The organism is Halorientalis marina, assembly GCF_023028345.1.
Taxonomy (GTDB): Archaea; Halobacteriota; Halobacteria; order Halobacteriales; family Haloarculaceae; genus Halorientalis; species Halorientalis marina.
Genome location: NZ_CP095487.1, coordinates 74711 through 93436 on the forward strand (window position 1 = coordinate 74711; position 18726 = coordinate 93436).

The 18726-nt window shown below is 70.1% G+C and carries 21 protein-coding genes; 12 read left to right on the plus strand and 9 right to left on the minus strand.

Going from position 1 to position 18726, the window contains the following annotated elements; all coding sequences use genetic code 11:
- Positions 1-53: 53 nt before the first annotated feature.
- Both fer and MUG96_RS00440 read right to left on the minus strand, forming a co-directional pair.
- Complete coding sequence (gene fer, locus MUG96_RS00435) at positions 54-755, minus strand: ferredoxin Fer (protein WP_246985511.1); 702 nt, start codon at positions 753-755, stop codon at positions 54-56.
- A gap of 69 nt (positions 756-824) precedes the next feature.
- Positions 825-1376: a DUF7504 family protein gene (locus MUG96_RS00440; protein ID WP_246985513.1), complete on the minus strand. Its 552-nt coding sequence runs from the start codon at positions 1374-1376 to the stop codon at positions 825-827.
- A 187-nt stretch (positions 1377-1563) separates the two neighbouring features.
- On the opposite strand from MUG96_RS00440, the gene MUG96_RS00445 reads away from it, so the two are divergent.
- On the plus strand, positions 1564-2493 hold the full coding sequence (locus tag MUG96_RS00445; RefSeq protein WP_246985515.1) for a TIGR03571 family LLM class oxidoreductase: 930 nt from the start codon (positions 1564-1566) through the stop codon (positions 2491-2493).
- A 34-nt stretch (positions 2494-2527) separates the two neighbouring features.
- On the opposite strand, the gene MUG96_RS00450 is transcribed toward MUG96_RS00445, so the two are convergent.
- Positions 2528-3016, minus strand: coding sequence for a hypothetical protein (locus MUG96_RS00450; protein ID WP_246985517.1), 489 nt, complete (start codon positions 3014-3016; stop codon positions 2528-2530).
- Positions 3017-3158: 142 nt separating this feature from the next.
- On the opposite strand from MUG96_RS00450, the gene MUG96_RS00455 reads away from it, so the two are divergent.
- Genes MUG96_RS00455 through MUG96_RS00470 form a run of 4 tightly spaced genes read left to right on the plus strand, consistent with a single transcriptional unit; the run spans position 3159 to position 6019 of the window.
- Positions 3159-3326, plus strand: coding sequence for a hypothetical protein (locus MUG96_RS00455; RefSeq protein WP_246985519.1), 168 nt, complete (start codon positions 3159-3161; stop codon positions 3324-3326).
- 32 nt (positions 3327-3358) lie between these two features.
- Positions 3359-4378, plus strand: coding sequence for an ABC transporter ATP-binding protein (locus MUG96_RS00460; RefSeq protein WP_246985521.1), 1020 nt, complete (start codon positions 3359-3361; stop codon positions 4376-4378).
- Entirely contained in the window at positions 4375-5205 is an 831-nt protein-coding gene (locus tag MUG96_RS00465; RefSeq protein ID WP_246985523.1) for an ABC transporter permease, read from the plus strand. Before MUG96_RS00460 ends, MUG96_RS00465 begins: the two co-directional genes overlap by 4 nt.
- A gap of 40 nt (positions 5206-5245) precedes the next feature.
- Complete coding sequence (locus tag MUG96_RS00470; protein WP_246985525.1) at positions 5246-6019, plus strand: SDR family oxidoreductase; 774 nt, start codon at positions 5246-5248, stop codon at positions 6017-6019.
- A 49-nt stretch (positions 6020-6068) separates the two neighbouring features.
- Here MUG96_RS00470 and MUG96_RS00475 read toward each other — a convergent pair whose 3' ends face one another.
- The 4 genes from MUG96_RS00475 to MUG96_RS00490 all read right to left on the minus strand — a co-directional run bounded on the left by MUG96_RS00475 (position 6069) and on the right by MUG96_RS00490 (position 9453).
- Positions 6069-6962: an MBL fold metallo-hydrolase gene (locus tag MUG96_RS00475; RefSeq protein WP_246985527.1), complete on the minus strand. Its 894-nt coding sequence runs from the start codon at positions 6960-6962 to the stop codon at positions 6069-6071.
- Positions 6963-7013: 51 nt separating this feature from the next.
- Positions 7014-7778 (minus strand): enoyl-CoA hydratase/isomerase family protein, encoded by a 765-nt coding sequence (locus MUG96_RS00480; RefSeq protein ID WP_246985529.1) that lies wholly within the window; start codon positions 7776-7778, stop codon positions 7014-7016.
- 130 nt (positions 7779-7908) lie between these two features.
- Positions 7909-8235 carry a helix-turn-helix transcriptional regulator gene (locus MUG96_RS00485; protein ID WP_246985531.1) on the minus strand — a complete coding sequence of 109 codons (327 nt, stop codon included), beginning with the start codon at positions 8233-8235 and terminating at the stop codon, positions 7909-7911.
- A gap of 174 nt (positions 8236-8409) precedes the next feature.
- Positions 8410-9453: a zinc-dependent alcohol dehydrogenase family protein gene (locus tag MUG96_RS00490; protein WP_246985533.1), complete on the minus strand. Its 1044-nt coding sequence runs from the start codon at positions 9451-9453 to the stop codon at positions 8410-8412.
- 96 nt (positions 9454-9549) lie between these two features.
- On the opposite strand from MUG96_RS00490, the gene MUG96_RS00495 reads away from it, so the two are divergent.
- The 6 genes from MUG96_RS00495 (at position 9550) to MUG96_RS00520 (ending at position 14187) form a co-directional block, all read left to right on the plus strand.
- A complete protein-coding gene (locus tag MUG96_RS00495; protein WP_246985535.1) occupies positions 9550-9888 on the plus strand; it encodes a hypothetical protein in 339 nt (112 codons plus the stop codon).
- Between the two features lie 81 nt (positions 9889-9969).
- Complete coding sequence (locus tag MUG96_RS00500; RefSeq protein WP_246985537.1) at positions 9970-11331, plus strand: cytochrome P450; 1362 nt, start codon at positions 9970-9972, stop codon at positions 11329-11331.
- A 54-nt stretch (positions 11332-11385) separates the two neighbouring features.
- Positions 11386-11937 carry a hypothetical protein gene (locus MUG96_RS00505; RefSeq protein WP_246985538.1) on the plus strand — a complete coding sequence of 184 codons (552 nt, stop codon included), beginning with the start codon at positions 11386-11388 and terminating at the stop codon, positions 11935-11937.
- 221 nt (positions 11938-12158) lie between these two features.
- Positions 12159-12578 (plus strand): hypothetical protein, encoded by a 420-nt coding sequence (locus MUG96_RS00510; protein ID WP_246985540.1) that lies wholly within the window; start codon positions 12159-12161, stop codon positions 12576-12578.
- Positions 12575-13504 (plus strand): alpha/beta fold hydrolase, encoded by a 930-nt coding sequence (locus tag MUG96_RS00515; RefSeq protein WP_246985542.1) that lies wholly within the window; start codon positions 12575-12577, stop codon positions 13502-13504. The genes MUG96_RS00510 and MUG96_RS00515 overlap by 4 nt, the downstream gene beginning before the upstream one ends.
- A gap of 83 nt (positions 13505-13587) precedes the next feature.
- On the plus strand, positions 13588-14187 hold the full coding sequence (locus MUG96_RS00520) for a DUF5789 family protein (RefSeq protein WP_246985544.1): 600 nt from the start codon (positions 13588-13590) through the stop codon (positions 14185-14187).
- A gap of 6 nt (positions 14188-14193) precedes the next feature.
- On the opposite strand, the gene MUG96_RS00525 is transcribed toward MUG96_RS00520, so the two are convergent.
- Both MUG96_RS00525 and MUG96_RS00530 read right to left on the minus strand, forming a co-directional pair.
- On the minus strand, positions 14194-14643 hold the full coding sequence (locus MUG96_RS00525) for a DUF8147 domain-containing protein (RefSeq protein WP_246985546.1): 450 nt from the start codon (positions 14641-14643) through the stop codon (positions 14194-14196).
- A gap of 77 nt (positions 14644-14720) precedes the next feature.
- On the minus strand, positions 14721-17642 hold the full coding sequence (locus MUG96_RS00530) for a PAS domain S-box protein (RefSeq protein WP_246985548.1): 2922 nt from the start codon (positions 17640-17642) through the stop codon (positions 14721-14723).
- Between the two features lie 135 nt (positions 17643-17777).
- On the opposite strand from MUG96_RS00530, the gene MUG96_RS00535 reads away from it, so the two are divergent.
- The gene (locus MUG96_RS00535; RefSeq protein WP_246985550.1) at positions 17778-18452 is read left to right on the plus strand and encodes a DUF6517 family protein; all 675 of its coding nucleotides are present in this window, start codon (positions 17778-17780) and stop codon (positions 18450-18452) included.
- The last annotated feature ends 274 nt before the right edge of the window (positions 18453-18726 follow it).

Below are 18726 nucleotides of genomic sequence, written 5' to 3' on the forward strand. Positions count from 1 at the left end.
GGCAGCCGGCGGCTTGAATCGGTCGTCGGTTCGCCGCGGTGGGCGCCGACCGGTCAGTCGTCGGAGCGGGCCTTCTTGAACCGCGTCGCGGGCAGGCGGAGTTCGTCGACGCCCGGCAGGTGTTTCACGTTGTAGATGATCTTGGCCTCGGGCGTGACCGGCGCGGAGTTACAGGAGAGGCGAATTCCGCGGTCGGTCAGGTCCTCGGGGAGGATCTGCCAGGACGGTGTCGGGATGTCCCCCTCGACGACCATGACCGCACAGTTGGTACAGGCGCCGCCCCGGCAGGCGAAGGGCCAGGCGAACCCTCGGCGTTCGGCGGCCTCCAGCAGCGACTCGTGGGGGAGGACGGTGAACTCGCCGTGGTCCTCGTCGCTGAGGCCGGCCCGCGCCGCCTTGCCGAAGAGGTTCTCGTCGCCGAGTTCCCAGCCGTTGTCCTCTGCGACCATGTAGTTGAGGTACTCGACGTGGGACTCGATCTGCTGGGCCTCGTCGGTCGACTGCGCGCGCGGCCCGCCGCGCGTGGCCGTCGCGTTGGGGCCGCCCGTCTCCCCGGGCTCGCCCGGACCGGCCGGCCCCGACGTGGTCACGTCGCCCGACATCAGCTGTTCGTAGGCGTCCCGGACCGCCGTGAACGCCTCTTTCGAGCCGCCCTGGTCCGGGTGCACCTCCTTCACCCGTCGCCGATACGCCTCGATGATCTCGTCGTCATCGGCACTCGGGTCGAGCCCGAGAATCTCGAACGGGGAAGCCACACCAGTAGCTAGGGAATCACGCGAATAAAGTCACCGTTCTCGGCACGACTGACGGGGCCGGGGCTACCGTCAGTAACTCGTCTCGACCGTCCCGTCGGCGCCGACCTCGATCACCTCGTCGAAGTGGTCGCCGAACCGCTCGCGGAGCGGGCTGTCGTGGGCGACCGGGTCCGCGTGGTAGTGGGCGTGCCCGTCGATGGCGTCGACACGCGAGCACAGCCAGTCGAGGAATCGGTCGGCCTGTGACGGCCCGGCGTACAGCGACATCGACGTGAGCGAGTCGAAACAGAGCGCTGTCGGCCGTGAGTTGTCGGCGAAGTCCTGGAGGCGGCCCTCGACGGTCATGCCGAGTTCGGTCAGCGAATCGGTCGCCGGAACCGACGTGACGGCCGTCTCGACCGGGAGGTCGTCGCGACAGTCCTCGAGGGGGGCCGACGCCGGCCCCACGTTGACGACGCTGATCTGCGGTGACTGGGCGTTCGGGGCGGGTTCGAGGTCGGTGAACTGTTCGGGGACCGGGCGGCGGTACGCGACGCTGACCACGTCCGTCGCGGCGCCCCGCGCCGTCAGCAGCGACCGGCAGAGTTCGTACCGGACCGACCGGAGCGGCGGGGCGGCCACGAGGACGTGCGATGCGCCGGAGGGTGGGGGAGCGTGGGGGAGAGGGGACATCCTGTTCGCGGGTGGGGCTAGCGATGTTGCGTAGTTGAAAGCTTTGGCCGGGACGGCAGGTCGCGCCGGACGCGGGCGGGCCGGCGGCGGCCCGAAAAACCACAGCCCACATACGCGTCCGGCGACGAGGGCGGACGTGTCCAGTGGTCACGAGAACGCGGGCTTCCGGCGCCTGTTCGACACCGACGGCCTCACCGTCGGGACCGGCTTTCCCCTGACCGATTCGCGGGAGTCACGGCCGCCCGTCGAGCGCGAACTCGAACTGGCGGCCCGAGCCGAGGCCCTGGGGTTCGACGCGCTGTGGGCGCGGGACGTCCCGCTGTACTGGCCGCGCTTCGGCGATACCGGCCAGACCTACGACACCTGGCCCTGGCTGAGCCAGGTGGCCGCCCGCACCGACGAGATCGCGCTCGGGACCGGAAGCGTCGTCCTCACGCTCCGGCACCCGCTCCACGTCGCGAAAAGCGCCGCCACGCTCGACCGCCTCTCCGGGGGCCGGCTCGTGATGGGAATCGCCACCGGCGACCGCGACCCGGAGTTCCCGGCCTTCGACGTTTCCCGCGAGGACCGGGACCGCCTGTTCCGCGAGGCCGTCGACTGTCTCCGGACCGTCTGGCGCGAGGACTTCCCCGAGATCGAGGGGTCGTGGGGCGAACTCGACGGCGACCTCGACCTCGTCCCGACGCCGACGACCGACACCGTCCCCCTCCTGCCGACGGGCCGTGCCCGCCAGTCGATGGACTGGCTCGGCGAGCACGGCGACGGCTGGCTGTTCTATCATCTCCCGAACGACACCCTCGACTCGTTCCTCGCGGACTGGCGCGCGGTCGCGGGCGAGAAACCGTACGCGATGGCCGTCCGCGCCGTGCTCGCGGACGACCCGACCGCCGACCCGGAGCCGGTCCACCAGGGCTACCGCGCCGGGATCGAGTGGTTCCGCGAGTACGTCCACGAGCTCGACGACCTGGGTGTCGACCACCTCCTCGTCGGCGTCTCGGAGGCCGGCGACGGCGACCCCGAGCGGGCGCTGACGCGGTTCGCCGAGGGCGTCCTCGACGAGCGCTGACCGGCCCCCTGGGACCGGCCCCGATACCCGCCGGCTACTGCCCGCCCTCGCCGGCGCCGTTCGCGTTCGCCGCATCGCGTTCCATCACCGCGGCGTCCGTCTCTTCGGTGTCCGCGGCGTCCGTCTCCTCGGCGTCCGCATCGCTCGACTCGCCGGCGTCGGCATCCATCCCCCCGTCGTCTGTCCCGCTGGCATCGGCGGTTTGGTCGACGGGGCCGTCGTCGCCCTCGGTCGCGCCCGCGCCGTCCGCGGGTGCTGTTACATCGAAATCGTCGATGGAGTAGTCGCCGCGGGTGAGTCGCTCGGCGATCAGGAACTTCCGGGCACGGTCGAGGCTGTCCCAGTGGAGGCGCTCGGGCGGATCGGCTTCCAGCGCCTCGAGCTGGTCGAGGACGATGGTGTTGACGAAGCGGCCGAACTCGCCACAGGCGTCACAGGTCCGGGAGAGATGGGAGACGTCGAAATCACGGGAGACTGTCGCGTCCTCGCAGGCGAGACAGCGATACTCGTGGGTGTCGGTCACACTGACAGTAGGGGACCCGGCGTCTTGTATCCGTGGTTCGGGTCCCGGCGGCCTCTGGCCCCCGACCGTGCTCGCGTCCCGACCGACGGACCCGGAATTTTTGGCCGTGGCGCCCTGCAATACGGTCAAACCACGCAGAGCAATGTCGCTGATTCCACCGCAGACCGACGAGATCCGGGCGGAGCTACAGAAGAACAACCGACGGCTCCTGCACTGCTTTTCCTGTGGCGGCCAGGTCGTCGCCATCCGCCACGGCGGGTCGTGTATCCTCTGTGGCTCGGAGGGTGTCGTCGTCGAGGAGTGGGACTGACCTTTTCCCGCTCCGGCCCTCCCTAGACCACGATGGCAAAACGCCAGCGGGGAGAGCGAGCGGAGACCTCACCCGCGGACGCGACGGCCGACACGGGCGACCGGGAGCCACCAGCCCTCGCCGTCGAGGGGCTCACGAAGCGGTTCGGGAGCGGCGCGGACGCGATCACCGCGGTCGACGACCTCTCGCTGACCGTCGAGCGGGGATCGGTGGTCGGCCTGCTCGGTCCCAACGGCGCGGGCAAGACGACGGCGATCAAGTGTATCCTCGGGATGGTCCTGCCCGACGCCGGCCGCGTCCGCGTCCACGGCATCGACGTGGCCGACGACCCGCGGGCGGCCTACGCCCACGTCGACGCCATGCTCGAAGGCGCCCGCAACGACTACTGGCGACTCACCGTCCGCGAGAACCTCCGCTACTTCGCGACGATCAACGGCGTCGACCCCGACTCCATCGCCGCCCGCCACGAGCGCCTGCTGGAGCGGCTCGACCTCGCGGACCGCGCCGACGACCCCGTGCGCGACCTCTCGCGTGGAATGAAGGGCAAGGTGTCGCTCGCGTCGGTCCTCGCCGGCGGGGCCGACGTGGTCTTTCTCGACGAGCCGACGCTCGGCCTCGACGTCGAGGGGTCACGGACCCTCCGCGCCGAGTTGCGCCGCATCGTCACGGAGCGGGACCTGACGGTCGTGCTCTCCAGTCACGACATGGACACCATCGAGGCGGTCTGTGACCGCGTCGTGGTGATGAACGAGGGCCGGACCGTCGCCGACGACACCGTGGCGAACCTCCGGGCACGGCTCGCCGCCAGCGGCGTCCGCGTCGCGAGCCCCGATCTCACTGCCGACACCGTGGCCGCCCTCCGCGAGCGCTTCCCGCTCACCGCCGTCGAGCGCGGCCCCGAGACGACCACGGTCGAGGCCGCCGTCGAGGGCGAGACGCTGTACGCCTTCCTCGCCGCCTGCCGCGAGCGGGGCGTCCACGTCGAGTCGATCCACACCGTCGAACCGGCGCTCGAAGACGTGCTCGTGGAACTCACCGGAGGCGAGGGATGAGTCGGGAGCCCGCGGAGGCCGATTCCCTCGACGGAACCGCCGACGACCCGCGCCCGGCCGGCTTCGCGACGCTCGCGCGGGCCGTGCTCTACCGCGAGTACCTCATCTTCGTTCGCTACCCCGCGAACGCCATCGGTGGCATCGTCATCGCCCTGCTCCTGTTCGGGCTCCTCTTTTACGGCGGGCGCCTGCTGGCCGGGCAGGCGCTGACGGACTCCATCGACGGCATCGTCGTCGGCTACTTCCTGTGGACGCTCTCGGTGGGGGCGTACCAGGCCATCTCGAACGACGTGGGCAGCGAGGTGCAGTGGGGCACCCTCGAACGCCACGTCATCACGCCCTTCGGGTTCGCCCCGGTCGCGCTGCTGAAAGGCGTCGCCAAGGTCGTCCGGACCTTCCTCACCTCGACGGTCGTGCTGGTCGTCATGGTCCTGCTGACGGGGACGCCGATCGCCTTCGACGTGCTCACCGTCGTCCCCGTGGCCGTCCTGAGCATCGCCTCGGTGCTCGGGTTGGGCTTCGCCGCCGGCGGCGTCGCCGTCCTCTACAAGCGGATCGGTAACTGGCTGAACCTCATCCAGTTCGGGTTCGTCCCGCTCATCTCCGCGCCCGCCTTCGACCTCGGGTGGACGCGCCTGCTCCCGCTCGCACAGGGCAGTGCCCTCCTCCAGCGGGCGATGCTCGACGGGACCCGCCTCTGGCAGTTCCCCGCCGTCGACCTGGCGCTACTCGTCGGCACCGCCGTCGGCTACCTGCTCGCCGGCTACCTCGTCTTCCGGGCGGCGACGAACCGCGCCCGCCGGCTGGGTGTGCTCGGCGACTACTGACCCCGGACGGTTTTGGTCCGTCGGCCCGCCCACACCCGGTATGGGAGACCGACTCGAAGACCGTGTCGCCGTCGTCACCGGCGGCGCGAGCGGTAACGGCCGCGCGATCTGTCGGACCTTCGCCGACCGCGGCGCGAGCGTCGTCGTCGCCGACCTGCGGGAGACGCCGCGACAGGGCGGCACGCCGACCCACGAACTGATCGAAGCCGACGGCGGCGAGGCCACGTTCGTCGAGTGTGACGTGTCCGACCGCGCCGACCTCGAATCGGCCGTCGACGCGGCCGAGGCGTTCGGCGGCGTCGACAGCATGGTCAACAACGCCGGCATCTTCCGGGGCGAGGAGTTCCTCGACGTGACCGAGGCCGACCTCCAGGCGTTCCTCGACGTGAACGTCAAGGGCGTATTTTTCGGCGCACAGGTCGCCGCCGAACGGATGCTCGAAAACGACGGCGGCAGCATCGTCAACATGTCCTCCATCGGCGCGGTTCGGGCGCTCGGCACCTACCCCTCCTACGACCTCACGAAGGGCGCGGTGACCTCGCTGACCTACTCGCTCGCCGACCGCTTCGGCGGCGAAGGCGTCCGCGTCAACGCCGTCATGCCCGGCATCGTCGGGACGGCGATGACCGAGGAGGACGTGCCCATCGTCGGCACCGAACAGGGCGACCGCTACGCGAAGTCCTCGATTCCCATGGCGCGGTTCGGCGAGCCCGACGAGGTCGCCGACGCGGTGTGCTTTCTCGCCTCCGAGGAGGCGTCCTACGTCAACGGCGAGACGCTGGTGGTCGACGGCGGCGTGACGCACACGGGCTGAGTCGGGTGAGCGCCGCCCCGTCTGCCGGGGACTGTCGGCACCGGGCGGTTCACAACCGCCCGTGGTACTTCAGGTAGCCGTCGGTGACGAGACTGGTGTAGAACTCCTCGACGACGGGGTCGTACGGCGGCGAGACGGCCATCAGTTCCTCGCGGACCCGTGCCTTGGTCTCGGCGACCGACCCGGTCTCGTCGTGGAGTTCGCGGATGCGCTCGTCGTAGCGGTGGAGTTCGCGCTCGGCGTTCTCGAACACCGCGCCGGGGTCGCCGGGCCACGCGCCGAAGTGCGGGAACAGGACGTGTTCGGGGTCGAACTCGCGCAGGCGGGCGATAGCGTCCTCGATGAGTCCGACGTCGAAGTTCGGGAGCGTCGAGGGCGGGAAGAAGTTGTCCGCGCGTTCGAGGTAGCCGCCGAGACACTCGGCGGCGAACAGCAGGTCCCGCTCGGCGTTCCAGATCGCGAAGTGGTCCGGGGAGTGGCCCGGCGCGTGGATCAGTTCGAGCGTGTTCGCGCCGATATCGAGCGTGGTGCCGTCACCCGGGACCTCGACGATACGGTCCTCGGGCACCGGGTCCTGTTCGCCCATCGCCGCGAACTGTTCGCCCATCGCCTCGCGGCTGCTCGCGATCAGGTCCGCGGGGTCGGCGAGGTGGGGCGCGGTCATCTCGTGGATGTGGACGTCGGCGTCGGGCGCGGCGTCCAGCACCGCGCTCGCCGCGCCGGCGTGGTCGACGTGGACGTGCGAGCAGACGACGTGCTGGAGGTCCGCGGGGTCGACGCCACACTCGCGGACGCCGTCGAGGACCGTCCCCGCGCCGGCGGCGTGGCCGGGGTCGACCAGCGTCGGCTCGTCGTCGTCGAACAGATAGGCCGAGAGAAAGCCCGAGTCGAACAGTTCGGCGTCGATGCCGTGGACGCCGTCGGTGACCTGGAAGGTGGTCATGTGCGCCCCCTTGGCAAGCCGGCGGCAAATCGGTTCGGGTCCCTTCGTCGCTCACTCCGCGTAATCCGGGTCGCGGTCCTCGAGGAACGCCTCGGCCCCCTCGCGGGCGTCGGGACCGGCGAAGAGGTAGCCCAGGCCGGTCCGCATCCCGACGCGCTCGGCCGGCGACCCGAGGCCGGCGTTCAGCCACGCCTTGGTCGTCGCAGTGGCCGCGGGCGAGGCGCGCTCGAACGCCGAGACGACCTCGGCGACGGCCTCGTCGAGGTCGCTCGCGGGGACGGCACGGGCGAACAGGCCCCAGTCGGCGGCCGTGGCGCCGTCGATCTCCCGGCCGGTGAGCGCGAGGTCCGCGGCCCGCTGTTTGCCGACGGCGGCCGTGAGTCGCTTGGCGGCGTACAGCGGCATCGCACCGATCTCCGTCTCGGGGAGCGCGAACGCCGCGCCCTCGGGGACGACCGTCACGTCGGCCGCGAGCAGGAGCTCGAACCCCCCGCCGTAGGCCGACCCGTTCGCGCGGCCGACGACGGGCACTCGCGACCGCTCGATGGCCTCGAAGCAGTCCGAGAGCGTGTCGACGAGCGCCCGCACGTCGCGTTCGTCCTCGATGTCGGCGAGGGCGCCGATGTCGTCGCCGGCACAGAACAGGTCGCCCGCGCCCGTGAGGACGAGCGCGCGGGCGTCGTCGGCCGCGGCCCGGCCGACGGCGTCCGTGACTGCCCGCCACATCGGCAGGGTCATCGCGTTGTACTTCTCGGGCCGGTCGAGCCGGACCGTGGCGATGCCGGACTCGACGGTGTAGGTGACGGCGTCCGTCATGCCGGTACCGGTCGCTCGCCACGTGGAAAAGCGCTCGGGCGTCGCCGCCCGTACCGTCGGCCCGATCCCCCGCAGTTCGATAAAACGAGTGCTACGTCTGCCCGTCCCGTCGTTCACGTGCCAGCGTCGGTCACTGGGTGGCTGCGATGTTCTCGCCGTCTTCGGTCGAGGCCGTCGACGTCTCGCCGTCGAGTTTGTCGTCCTCCCAGTCGCGACGCCGGTCGATCAGGTCGCGGCCGGCGTCGGTCAGCCGGTACGCGTTGGTCCGGTCGTCCAGGGCCTCCTTCTGGAGATAGTCCTCCTCGACGAGTTCGTCGAGATTGGGGTAGAGACGGCCGTGGTTCACGTCCGATCCGTAGTACGATTCCAGTTCCCGCTTGATGCCCAGGCCGTACGGTCGGTCGAGATCCGCGATGACGTACAGCAGGTCTCGCTGAAACGCAGTGAGTTCTTGCATGCCCATTGGACCTTCCAGCTAGACGGTACATATGTGCTTGCTACAAATCGAGAAGTGAGTTACACCGATGTCACCCGATTTCCGGTGGGTAATGAGAGTTATCAACACACACGGTTGTCGTCGTACCGACATAGCACGGTCGCCGCCGCGGGCGGGCCGGTGTCCCCTGTCCGGTCAGGGTTTGACGAGGACTTTCAGCGCCTCGCGGTCGGCCATCGCCTGGTAGCCGTCGGGGACGCCGTCGAGGTCCACTTCCATGTCGAAGACCGGCGACGGGTCGAGCGTCCCGCCGAGCACGTCGGCGAGCAGGTCGTCGGCGTAGGCCCGGACCGGCGCGATGCCGCCCCTGAGGGCGATGTTGTCCCCGAAAAACTCGTACAGCTCCAGGCCCGCCTCGTCGACGCCGTGGGGGACGCCGACGTACCCCACCGTGCCGCCGGGCCGGCAGATCTCGACCGCCTGCCGCATGGACGAGGCCGCACCGACGCATTCGAGGACGTGGTCGACGCCGCCGTCGGTGGCCTCGCGGACGCGCTCGACCGTATCGACGTCGTCCTCTCCGAGGACCGTGTCGGTCGCACCCAGGTCGGCGGCCAGGTCCAGGCGGCCGGCGTGGTGGCCGACGGCGACGATCCGCCGCGCCCCCAGGCGACGGGCCGCGAGGACGCCACAGAGGCCCACGGCACCGTCGCCGATGACGACGCACTCGCCGCCGGCCTCGACGCCCGCGCTGACCGCCGCGTGGTGGCCGGTCCCCATCACGTCCGTCAGGGGCAGGACGGATTCGAGAACGTCCCCGTCGTCGGCGTAGCGGTCGGGGACGCGCACGAGCGTCCCGTCGGCGTGGGGCGCGCGGACGAACTCCCCCTGGGCGCCGCCGTTCGCGCCGCTCCAGGCGTCGCCGTTCACACAGGAGGTGTGCAGACCCTTGCGGCAGAACTCGCACTCGCCACAGGAGATCACGAAGGGCGCGAACACGCGGTCGCCGGGCCGGACGCTGGTCACGTCCTCGCCGACCTCCTCGACGATTCCCATCGGTTCGTGGCCGACGCGGGACCCGTCTTCGCGGTCGGTGTCGCCGTTGTAGAACCACAGGTCCGAGCCACAGACGGCGGTGTGGGTGACCCGGATCAGGGCGTCGCCCGGGTCCTCGATCTCCGGTTTCGGGACCTCCTCGATACGTACGTCGCCGGGGCCGTGAAAGACTGCTGCGCGCATACACCTCTCGACGGGCGCTCGGTGCAAAAACCCCCCCGTTGGCCCGGGCCGACGGAGGGGCGCCGGGGCTTTGCCCCTCGACCGCGTACCGTGGGCATGGAGACGCTCGTCACCGAGCACGACGGCCGCCTGCTCGCCCGCGTCGAGGCACCGGACCGGGTGTTCGAGGTGTCCCTGGACGCGGTGGAAGCGACCGACGTGACCCTCCGGCTGTACCGCGACGAGACGCAGGTCGGGAGCATCTACAACGACCACGGCACCGAAAAGACGATGGCCCGGCTGACGGTGCCCGGCGAGAGCGACTTCATCGGCGTCGAGGTGCCAAAGGCCTTCGTCGCCGAGTTGCTCGACGCCGCCGAAGAGGCGGGCCGTGTGCGGAACCCGACCGACGCCGACGGGTACCGACTGCGGATGCTCCGGGACACGGGGGACTGAGCGGGACGACGGCCCTCGACGCCGCGCGGCGGGGCCGCCGCGAGCCGAACTATCATACGAGTGCAGTCCCTAGCTGTGGTGATGTCGCAGACCCCACCAGGTCCGAAGGGCCGACCCGTCTTCGGGAGCAGCCGGCAGTACGCGCGCGACCCGTTCGGGTTCGTCACCGCGCTGGAACAGTCCTACGGCGACGTGGCCCGATTCGACATGGGGCCGCTGAACACCTACATGGTGACGAACCCCGCCGACATCGAGCGGGTTCTCGTCTCCGAATCCGACGACTTCGTCAAACCGGAGTTCCAGGACGACGCGCTCGGCGACCTGCTCGGCGAGGGGTTGCTGCTCAGCGAGGGCGACACCTGGCAGAAACAGCGCGACCTCGCCACTCCGGCGTTCAACATGAACCGCCTCTCGGGGATGGCCGACCGCATCGTCGACCACACCGAGTCGCTGCTCTCGGAGTGGGCGGACGGCGACGAACTCGACGTCGAGCAGGAGATGACGGAGGTCACCATCGACGTCATCTGTGACCTGATGATGGGCACACAGCTGTCCGACGAGCGGCTCGACCACGTCCAGACGCAACTGGAGCCCATCGGCCGCCGGTTCGAGCCGGATCCCATCCGCTTTGCCGCCCCCGAGTGGGTCCCGCTACCCGGCGACGACGAGTACCAGTCCGCGGTCGAGGAACTGGACGACGTGATCGCGGAGATCGTCGACCGCCGCCGCCAGGAGATCGACACGGGCGACGACGACGGCCCGATGGACTTCCTCTCCATCCTCCTGCGGGCCCGCGCCGACGGCGAGCAGACCAACCGCCAGCTGCGCGACGAGATGATGACGATGCTGCTTGCCGGCCACGATACGACGGCGCTGACGATGACCTACACCTGGTATCTCCTCTCCCAGCATCCCGAGGCCGAGCGGCGCGTCCACGCCGAACTCGACGAGCTACTCGACGGCGACGCGCCGACGATGGCCGACGTGCGCGAGATGGAGTACACCGAGTGGGTCGTCAACGAGGCCATGCGTCTGTACCCGCCGGTCTACACCATCTTCCGGACGCCCGAACGGGACTTCGAGGTCGGCGGCTACACCATCCCGGAGGGCGCGACGATCATGCTCCCCCAGTACGCCGTGCACCGCTCGGACCGCTACTGGGACGACCCCGACACCTTCGACCCCGAGCGCTGGAAACCCGAACGCTCCCAGGACCGCCCCCGCTTCGCCTACTTCCCCTTCGGCGGCGGCCCGCGCCACTGCATCGGCAAACACCTCGCCCTGCTCGAAGCGCGGCTCATCCTCGCGACGACCGCCAGCCGGTATCGTCTTTCCTACGAAGGCGATGGACCGCTGGAGCTCATGCCGACCCTCACCGCCCACCCGCGGGACGGGATGCCGATGCGCGTCGAGAAACGCGCCGACGCCCCCGCCTGGGACTGACGCTGCGACGCCGGCGGACACAACCCACTTCAGCGCCCGTCACGTTCGGGACGTATGAGCGACGAGGGCGCGGGGGACCGCACGGCGGACGAAGCCGCGGGAGACCGCGACGCCGACGAAGGGGCGAGGGACGTGGACGCGGACACGGACGACATCGCGGCGTTCGTCGACTACTGCCGCCTTCAGGCCCGGCTCTGCTCCGGGAAGGCCGAGACGCTCCGGGAGGAGGTCGCGGACCTGCTCGACGAACTCGACTCGGACCTCGCGGCCCTCCGGGACCGTGTCGTCGAGCCCGATTCGACCGACGGGACGACCGCGCCGCCGGAGCCCGGCGCCGAGAGCATCGAGACGGATGAGCTGGTCGACGCCGAGTCGGAAGTCGAGGAGAAGCAGGCGCTCGTCGAGGCGAAACAGGCCCGACTGACGGCGTACCAGGACCTCGCCGAGGGGTACGTCGACCTCGCGACCGACCTGCAGGAGGCGGTCGAGGACGACGCGACGGCCGTCGAGCGCATCGTCGAGTTCGAGGTCGACCGGGACGCGCCGGCCTACTTCCCCGACCGCGAGACGCTCGCCGAGACCGCCGCGAAGTCGAACGAGCAGTAACTATCCTTCGAAGGCATCGACCCCCGCGGGGCCACGTCTTCGTCTTCCTCGACGGCGCCGCCCGGTCCTCGGCCGCCGCAACGAGGCCCTTCCCCGTGCCCAGTGAGTCCACACCTCATGGACGGGCACACCCGGCTTGGTCGTTGGCCCCGTAGTTATTTCACCCCGCCGCCCGTCGGCTGTGGGCATCGGTACCAGTCGTGGTACCTACCCCCCAACACATGACAGAACTCGCCAGCGACGATTTCTGGGCGGAGTATCAGCTCATCGTCAACGAGGACGACGAAATGCGACTGCACGGCCGCGACGACTTCGACGAGAACTTCATGCTCGGCATCGGGCAGGAACGGTTCTTCGTCGAGGTGCAGAACGGCCGCATCGAGGACGTGCGCTCGCCGCCGGGCTTCGACGACGCCTGGGACTTCGGCGTTCTCGGGCCGCGTGAGGCCTGGGAACAGTTCACCGAGGAGGTGCCACCGCCACACCACAACGACATCGTGGCCTCGGTCTATCGGTCGGCCGTCCGGCAGGAGGAGGGCTACTTCCAGCTCGTGGGCAACTACAAGACCGTGTTCCAGAACTTCCGGTCGGTCCAGCGCGCGCTGAATCTCATGCGGGAAGTCCCCACGGGGGAAGCATGACCGACCACGGTGCCGTCGAGCCGGTCGCGGGGAAGTACGTCTACGTCGACATCGACGGGACGACCCACCGCGTCTACGTCGAGGAGAACGGTCCGGCGGACGGCATCCCGCTCCTCTGTCAGCACACCGCCGGCGCGAACAGCCGCCAGTGGCGCCACCTCCTGAACGACGGGACGATCACCGACGACTACCGCGTCGTCGCCTACGACCTGCCACACCACGGCAACTCCCTGCCGCCGGACGGCGAGACGTGGTGGGACGAGGAGTACCAGCTCACTGCCGAGCGGTTCGCCGAGACCGTGGTCTCCATCGCCGACGCGCTCTCGCTCGAAGAGCCCATCTACATGGGGTCGAGCATGGGCGGGACGCTCACGCTCGAACTCGCCGACTGGTACCCCGACACGTTCCGCGCGCTGATCGGCCTCGAAGCCGGCGCCTTCACCCCCGGCTTCTACATGCAGTGGCTCGACCACCCCCACGTCAACGCCACCGAGGTCAACGGCTACGCCCCGTCGGGGCTGATGGCCCCCCAGAGCCCGGAGGAGCGCCGCCGCGAAAACGTCTTCATCTACCAGCAAAGCGCCAGCGGCGTCTCCCGTGGCGACCTCTACTACTACTCGATGGACCACGACTACCGCGAGGGCCTCGACGACATCGACGCGACCGAGACGCCGATGTACCTCATGAACGGCGAGTACGACTACCTCACCAACCCGGAGGACGCCCGTGCCGCCGCCGCGGGCATCGGCGAGGGCGCGACCGCGGTTGCCCTCCGGAAGGTCGGCCACTTCCCGATGACCGAACGGCCGGACTTCTTCGCCGAACTGCTCCAGGAAGTGCTCGCCGACATCGACGGCGAGCGCGATGAGCCCCTGCCCGAGGAGTTCGCGCCGAGCGACTTCGGTATCGAGCCGAACCGGAACTGATCGGTTGCCGGTTCCATCGGGTTTCTTATCGACTGGTTCGTCGCCGGCATAGGGTTATGCGGGTGGGAGACGTAGTTCGCCGGATGGCAGACGACAAACAGGGCCGAGAGGATCAGGCGCGAGCGGCCGACCGCCGCCAGCGACAGCGGGACGTCGCTGCCGAACTGGAGCGGATGGACGAGACCGAACCACCGGTCCCGGAGACGGAGCTCAACGATCTCGAGCGGGAACTCGGCGCGCTGTCCTTTCCCGTGACGGGGGCGGAGGTTGTCGAGACCATCGGCGACCGGCCGATCGAATCGGCCGACGGGGACTACACCGTCGCGGACCTCGTCCCCGAGACCGAAACAGAGCAGTTCGACGCCCCCGAGGCCGTCCGCGTGCGGGTGGCACGCCCGACCGTCGCGGCCGCGATGAAACGGATCGTCGAAGCGAGCGAGGGACTCCAAAACACCGACCTCAAACGGTCACAGCGGGAGGCCTACGAGCGGACGTTCCGCGAGCTGGTAGCCATCGACGCCGTCGACGAGGACGAGGGGATCGACGTCATGGCCGACTGGATCGTCGAGCGCATCCGCGAGAAGGGGAAACTCCCCGGGTCGCGTGACGTCCGCCGGGAGGCGGCGAAGTACTGCCGGAAGCACGGCTACGAGATTCGCAACGACGAGTGGCTCGGCGTCTGAGGCCGGTCAGGTAACCGGGCGCGATCCGTTCTCGCGCCCGGAGCGGATCGTCACGGCGGCGAGGCCGGCGACGACGCCGGCGAACAGGCCGACCGGGAGCGCCACGAACAGGAGGGCAACGAGAACGGAGAACCCGAGACCGACGCTCACCACCACGGCCGCGGCGGAGCCGGCGACGACGAACGCGACGCTCCCGACGACGACCCCCACGAGTCGGGCCCTGGCGCGGACCGGGTCGGGCCCGTCGATCGACGAGTTGCCGGCACGAGCCGCGCGGTCTGTCAGGATCGCGTGCGTCAGGGCGACGGTTATCACACCGGCCGCGACGGCGATAGGGAGTGCGACGAGCGCCGACGGCCAGACGTAGGGGTCGAGCAGGGCGGTCAGGCCGATGGCGGCCACGAGGAAGACGAGGGTGCCGGCGAGGACGCTCCCGCCGAGTCGCTTGCCGTTCATATCAGGAGATCGTCGGCCGAAACGATATAGCCACCCGGTCGTTCCCACCGGGTGAGAAGCGCCCCGCGGCGGCCGGTTCACCGCGGGAGGTCGATGGCGACGGTGCTGCCGTCCTCGTCGGCGCGTTCGAGGCGGAGCGTCCCGCCGTGGGTGTCGGCGACCCACTTGACGAGCCAGAGGCCGAGGCCGCTGGCGTGCTGGAGTTGTGTGATCTCGCGGCCGCCGGTGACGATGTCCCACTCCTCGCGGGGGACGCCGGGACCGTCGTCGTGGACGGCGACCCGGACGCCGCCGTCGGGCGCGTCGGTCAGTTCCACCTCGACGGTCGGGTCGGCCGCCCCGTGTTCGACGGCGTTATCGACGAGTTCGAGGACGGCGGTCACGAGGTCCTCGCTGTAGCGGACGGTGCCGGTGGTGTCTGCGGTCACCGTGACGCCGAGGGCGGGGTACTGCCGGCCGATACTGTCGGTCAGGTCGGCCGCGACCCGCTCGACGGGGGCGGACTCGACCGGTTCGCGTTGTTCGAGGACGCCCTGGACGGTGCGTGCGGTCTCGCTCGCGTTCACGAGCGACCTGCTCGCGTCGAGGATGCGTTGCGCGAGCGGGGCGATCTCCCCGGACTCGTCGCGGCTGGCGATCTCCTCGGCGGTCCCCTGGATGACCGTCGTCCGGTTCCGGAGGTTGTGCCGCAGGATGCGGTAGAGCACCTGGAGCTGTGTCTCCCGCTGTTTCACGTCGGTCACGTCCGTCAGGATGACGAACGCGCGCTGTGAGTCGTCGCCCTCGTAGGGGACGGTCTTGAGGAGGTAGTAGCGCTCGCCGGCGTCGGTCCGCGTCGAGACGTTCCGCTCGATGGCTTCGCCCGTGTCCGAGACCGGTTCGAGCGCGTCCGCGATCCCCGCCGGGAGGCGCTCCCGGACCGCGGCGAGGGAGCGGTCGTGGATGTCGTCGGCGTCGACGAGGGCCGCGAAGGCCGGGTTGACGTTCCGGACGACGGCTTCGCCGTCGGCGTACAGCAGGTCCGCGACGGGGTCGGTCAGCGTCTCGAACAGTTCGGTGAACCGCCGGCGTTGCTGGGTGGCCTCGCGCTGTGCCGACCGCAGGTCCGAGATATCGCGAACGGTCCCGACGACCCCGGCCTCGATCTCGCTCTCGATGGGCGCGACGGAGATGCGCCCGGGCAGTCGCTCGCCGTCCGCGGTCAGCAGGTCCGTCTCGTAGATGGACGCGTCGCACTCGGTCGCCGTGGCGAGAGCCTGTGCGACGGCGGCGTCGTCGACGACCGCCTCGACCGAGCGACCCCGCAACTCCTCGCGGTCGACACCGAGCGCGGCGGCGAAGGATTCGGTGACGAGGGTGAACCGCCCCTCGTCGTCGAGCGTGAACAGCATATCGTCGGCGGCCTCGATGACCGCCTCGTAGCGCCGCCGTTCCTGGTCGCGCTCGACGCGGTCGAAAACCGGCGTCGCCGTCGCCGCGAGCAACTCGACGAACCGGATTTCGTCCTCGTCGAAGCTGCCGCCGTCGGACTGGCCGAGACTCAGGACCCGGTTGTCGCCGAGCGGGAGGTACACGCCCCCGGAGACGTCGTCGGGCGAATCGGGCATATGGTCGAGTGCGTCCGCGACGACGAGTTCGCCCTCGGTGAAGGCCCGCCCGACCGGCCCCTCGCCGGGGTCGTAGACCGGGCGGTCCGGTAACACCTCGTCGACGGCCTCGGTCGTGGTGACCAGTTCCAGCCCGTCCTGGTCCGGGTCGTACCGCCGGACGGCCGCCAGGTCGATGTCGAGCACCTCGACGGCCGTCTCGAGGACGTTCTCCGCCACCTCGTCGGTGGTCTCGGCGGTGACCATCTCACCGGCCGCCTCCAGCAGGCCGCTGAGGATGTTCTCCCGGTACTTCTGCCGGCTAACGTCCCGCAGCGTCCCGACGGTTCCCTGGAACGAGCCGTCCTCGCCGAGCGGGCGCATGGTCATCCGGTCGGTGCAGGGGACGTGTTCGCCGTCCTTCCGGACGAGGTCCACGTCGAGTTTGGCGATGGAGATGCCCTCGTCGCCGTCGTCACTCGTCCGCTCCCGGAGGAGGTCACGGAGGGCGTCCTCCGCTTCCTCGACCGTGTGGTCGTCCTTGATGATGTGGACCGACGAGCCGACGAGCGTCTCGCGCTCGTAGCCCGTCATCTCACAGAGGGCGTCGTTGACGAACGTGAACCGCCCCTCGTCGTCGAGGATGTAGACGGCGTCGCCGACCGTCTCGATGAGGTACTCGTAGAGGCCGCGGTCGGCCACCGCGTCCGTCCCGGCGCTCGGGGTCCGGACGTGGATGGCCGTCCCCTCGCCCGACGGGAACGCGGTCACGACGAACCGCTGGCCCTTCTCGTCGAGGGACAGTTCCGTCCCGACGGTCACGCCCTCCGTCAGGACGCGCTCGACCACGGGTTCGAGATCGGCCGCGACCGACTCGGGAACGTGATCCCAGACGTACTCGCCCGCCAGCGCCGCGTCGGGCCGTTCGAGCAGCGCCGCCATCGTCTCGTTACAGTGCGTGATACGCGCGTCCCTGTCGAGGGTGAGCACGCCGTCGTCGACGCGTTTCGACGCGCTGGCCGCCGAGTCGTCGCTCGTCGCCGGCCCGAACGTCGCGTCGAGCCGGTGTCGCAACTGCGCGGCGAGGAGGTCGCCGTCGTCCGTCGGTGCCCACGTGAACACGTCGAGCACGCCCGCGTCCGTCGCCGCCCGCACGGTGTCGGAGTCGGTCGTCACCCAGACGACCGGCCCGGCGGGCACGTCCACGACGCTGTCCGCACAGACGAGTGCGAAATCGCCGGCGATGCCGTCGCCGGCGGTGAGCGCCCCGAGCGACTCGACAGTCGCGACCTCGACCCGCTCGATGCCGCCCACCGCGGCTTCGACGGCGTCGCGGTGCGCCGCGTACGGGGACCCGCAGTACACGGCGGCCCGTAGCGTCGCATCGCGGGCCACCGGCTCCGAAGTCGTCATTATCGTACATACATCACAGCCCGTACTTGAGGATTCGCCCCGTTTTTCAACGCTGATAGCCACGGCAGGGCGGCCGCAGGGGCCGGTCCTGGGACGACCGAAACGGACACCCGCCTCGCGCCTCTAGAGGGGGTGATGGTCGACGGCTTCCCGACGGTTCCGGATCAGCGACTCGGCGGCGACTGGCGACTGTGTGCCCGGACGGAAGAGACGCTCTTCCGGACGCCGACGGCGGCCGTCGTCGGCCGCACGCTCGTCTACGAGGACGCCGCGCTGGCGGATGCGCTCGCGGCGGCCGGCACCGCGGACGCCCTCGCCCGCGCCGCCGAAACGGCGGACGGGGGCGACCGGCTGGTCGACACCGGTGACGGCGACTACTGGCGGTTCTTCTTCGCGACGGCACTGTCCTTTCGTCCGGCGCTGGCGCCGGGGATCGGTCCCGCGTCGATGCTCCCGACGGTCCGCTCGGAGGCACTGTCGGCGTTCACTGACGACCTCACAGCCCGTGGGTTCGAGGGGGTCGACCGCGGCCGGTCCCAGCGGGTCCGGACCGAGGGCGGCGACCGTGCGCGACTCACGAAGCTCACCGCGAGACTTCCCCTCGGCGGGGAGGCGCCGACGGAGTCCCTCGACGTCGAGGGGTGGCTGGCCGTGTGGACGACCGGCGGCGAGTTCCGGATCGCCGGCGGCGCGTACCCGGTGCAGGGGCTCGGCGACCTCCTCGCCGCAGCCCCCGCCGACGACCGTCCCCCGACCGGCCGCGCCGCGGCCCGCGACGAACTCCTCGGGCTCGTCAGGGCGGTTGCCTAGTCACACCACCGCCAGTGCGAACCCGACCGCGATAAGCAGGAAAATTAACAGCAGCACGATCATCATGAACCGGTCTGCCGTACTCATTGGGACCCGTCAACACGTTCGTCGTACTCAGTGACAAGGCTTGTGCCGGTCGTCGCGGGCGGTCAGCGGGCTGAACCGGCCGGCGCCGGTACTCGCGAGCGTGCCCACGAACGGGGTTCCCGACGACCCGCTCGACCGGCTCGGGCTCGATGCCGCGACCAGCGCCATCAGGGAGACCTGCGACGAC

Bases quoted from the DNA above. Each gene is read 5' to 3' on its own strand.
- MUG96_RS00455 (WP_246985519.1), top strand. From the start codon at position 3,159: ATGTCGCTGATTCCACCGCAGACCGACGAGATCCGGGCGGAGCTACAG.
- MUG96_RS00460 (WP_246985521.1), top strand. From the start codon at position 3,359: ATGGCAAAACGCCAGCGGGGAGAGCGAGCGGAGACCTCACCCGCGGAC.
- MUG96_RS00465 (WP_246985523.1), top strand. From the start codon at position 4,375: ATGAGTCGGGAGCCCGCGGAGGCCGATTCCCTCGACGGAACCGCCGAC.
- MUG96_RS00470 (WP_246985525.1), top strand. From the start codon at position 5,246: ATGGGAGACCGACTCGAAGACCGTGTCGCCGTCGTCACCGGCGGCGCG.
- MUG96_RS00475 (WP_246985527.1), bottom strand. From the start codon at position 6,962: ATGACCACCTTCCAGGTCACCGACGGCGTCCACGGCATCGACGCCGAA.
- MUG96_RS00480 (WP_246985529.1), bottom strand. From the start codon at position 7,778: ATGACGGACGCCGTCACCTACACCGTCGAGTCCGGCATCGCCACGGTC.
- MUG96_RS00485 (WP_246985531.1), bottom strand. From the start codon at position 8,235: ATGCAAGAACTCACTGCGTTTCAGCGAGACCTGCTGTACGTCATCGCG.
- MUG96_RS00490 (WP_246985533.1), bottom strand. From the start codon at position 9,453: ATGCGCGCAGCAGTCTTTCACGGCCCCGGCGACGTACGTATCGAGGAG.
- MUG96_RS00495 (WP_246985535.1), top strand. From the start codon at position 9,550: ATGGAGACGCTCGTCACCGAGCACGACGGCCGCCTGCTCGCCCGCGTC.
- MUG96_RS00500 (WP_246985537.1), top strand. From the start codon at position 9,970: ATGTCGCAGACCCCACCAGGTCCGAAGGGCCGACCCGTCTTCGGGAGC.
- MUG96_RS00505 (WP_246985538.1), top strand. From the start codon at position 11,386: ATGAGCGACGAGGGCGCGGGGGACCGCACGGCGGACGAAGCCGCGGGA.
- MUG96_RS00510 (WP_246985540.1), top strand. From the start codon at position 12,159: ATGACAGAACTCGCCAGCGACGATTTCTGGGCGGAGTATCAGCTCATC.
- MUG96_RS00515 (WP_246985542.1), top strand. From the start codon at position 12,575: ATGACCGACCACGGTGCCGTCGAGCCGGTCGCGGGGAAGTACGTCTAC.
- MUG96_RS00520 (WP_246985544.1), top strand. From the start codon at position 13,588: ATGGCAGACGACAAACAGGGCCGAGAGGATCAGGCGCGAGCGGCCGAC.
- MUG96_RS00525 (WP_246985546.1), bottom strand. From the start codon at position 14,643: ATGAACGGCAAGCGACTCGGCGGGAGCGTCCTCGCCGGCACCCTCGTC.
- MUG96_RS00530 (WP_246985548.1), bottom strand. From the start codon at position 17,642: ATGACGACTTCGGAGCCGGTGGCCCGCGATGCGACGCTACGGGCCGCC.
- MUG96_RS00535 (WP_246985550.1), top strand. From the start codon at position 17,778: ATGGTCGACGGCTTCCCGACGGTTCCGGATCAGCGACTCGGCGGCGAC.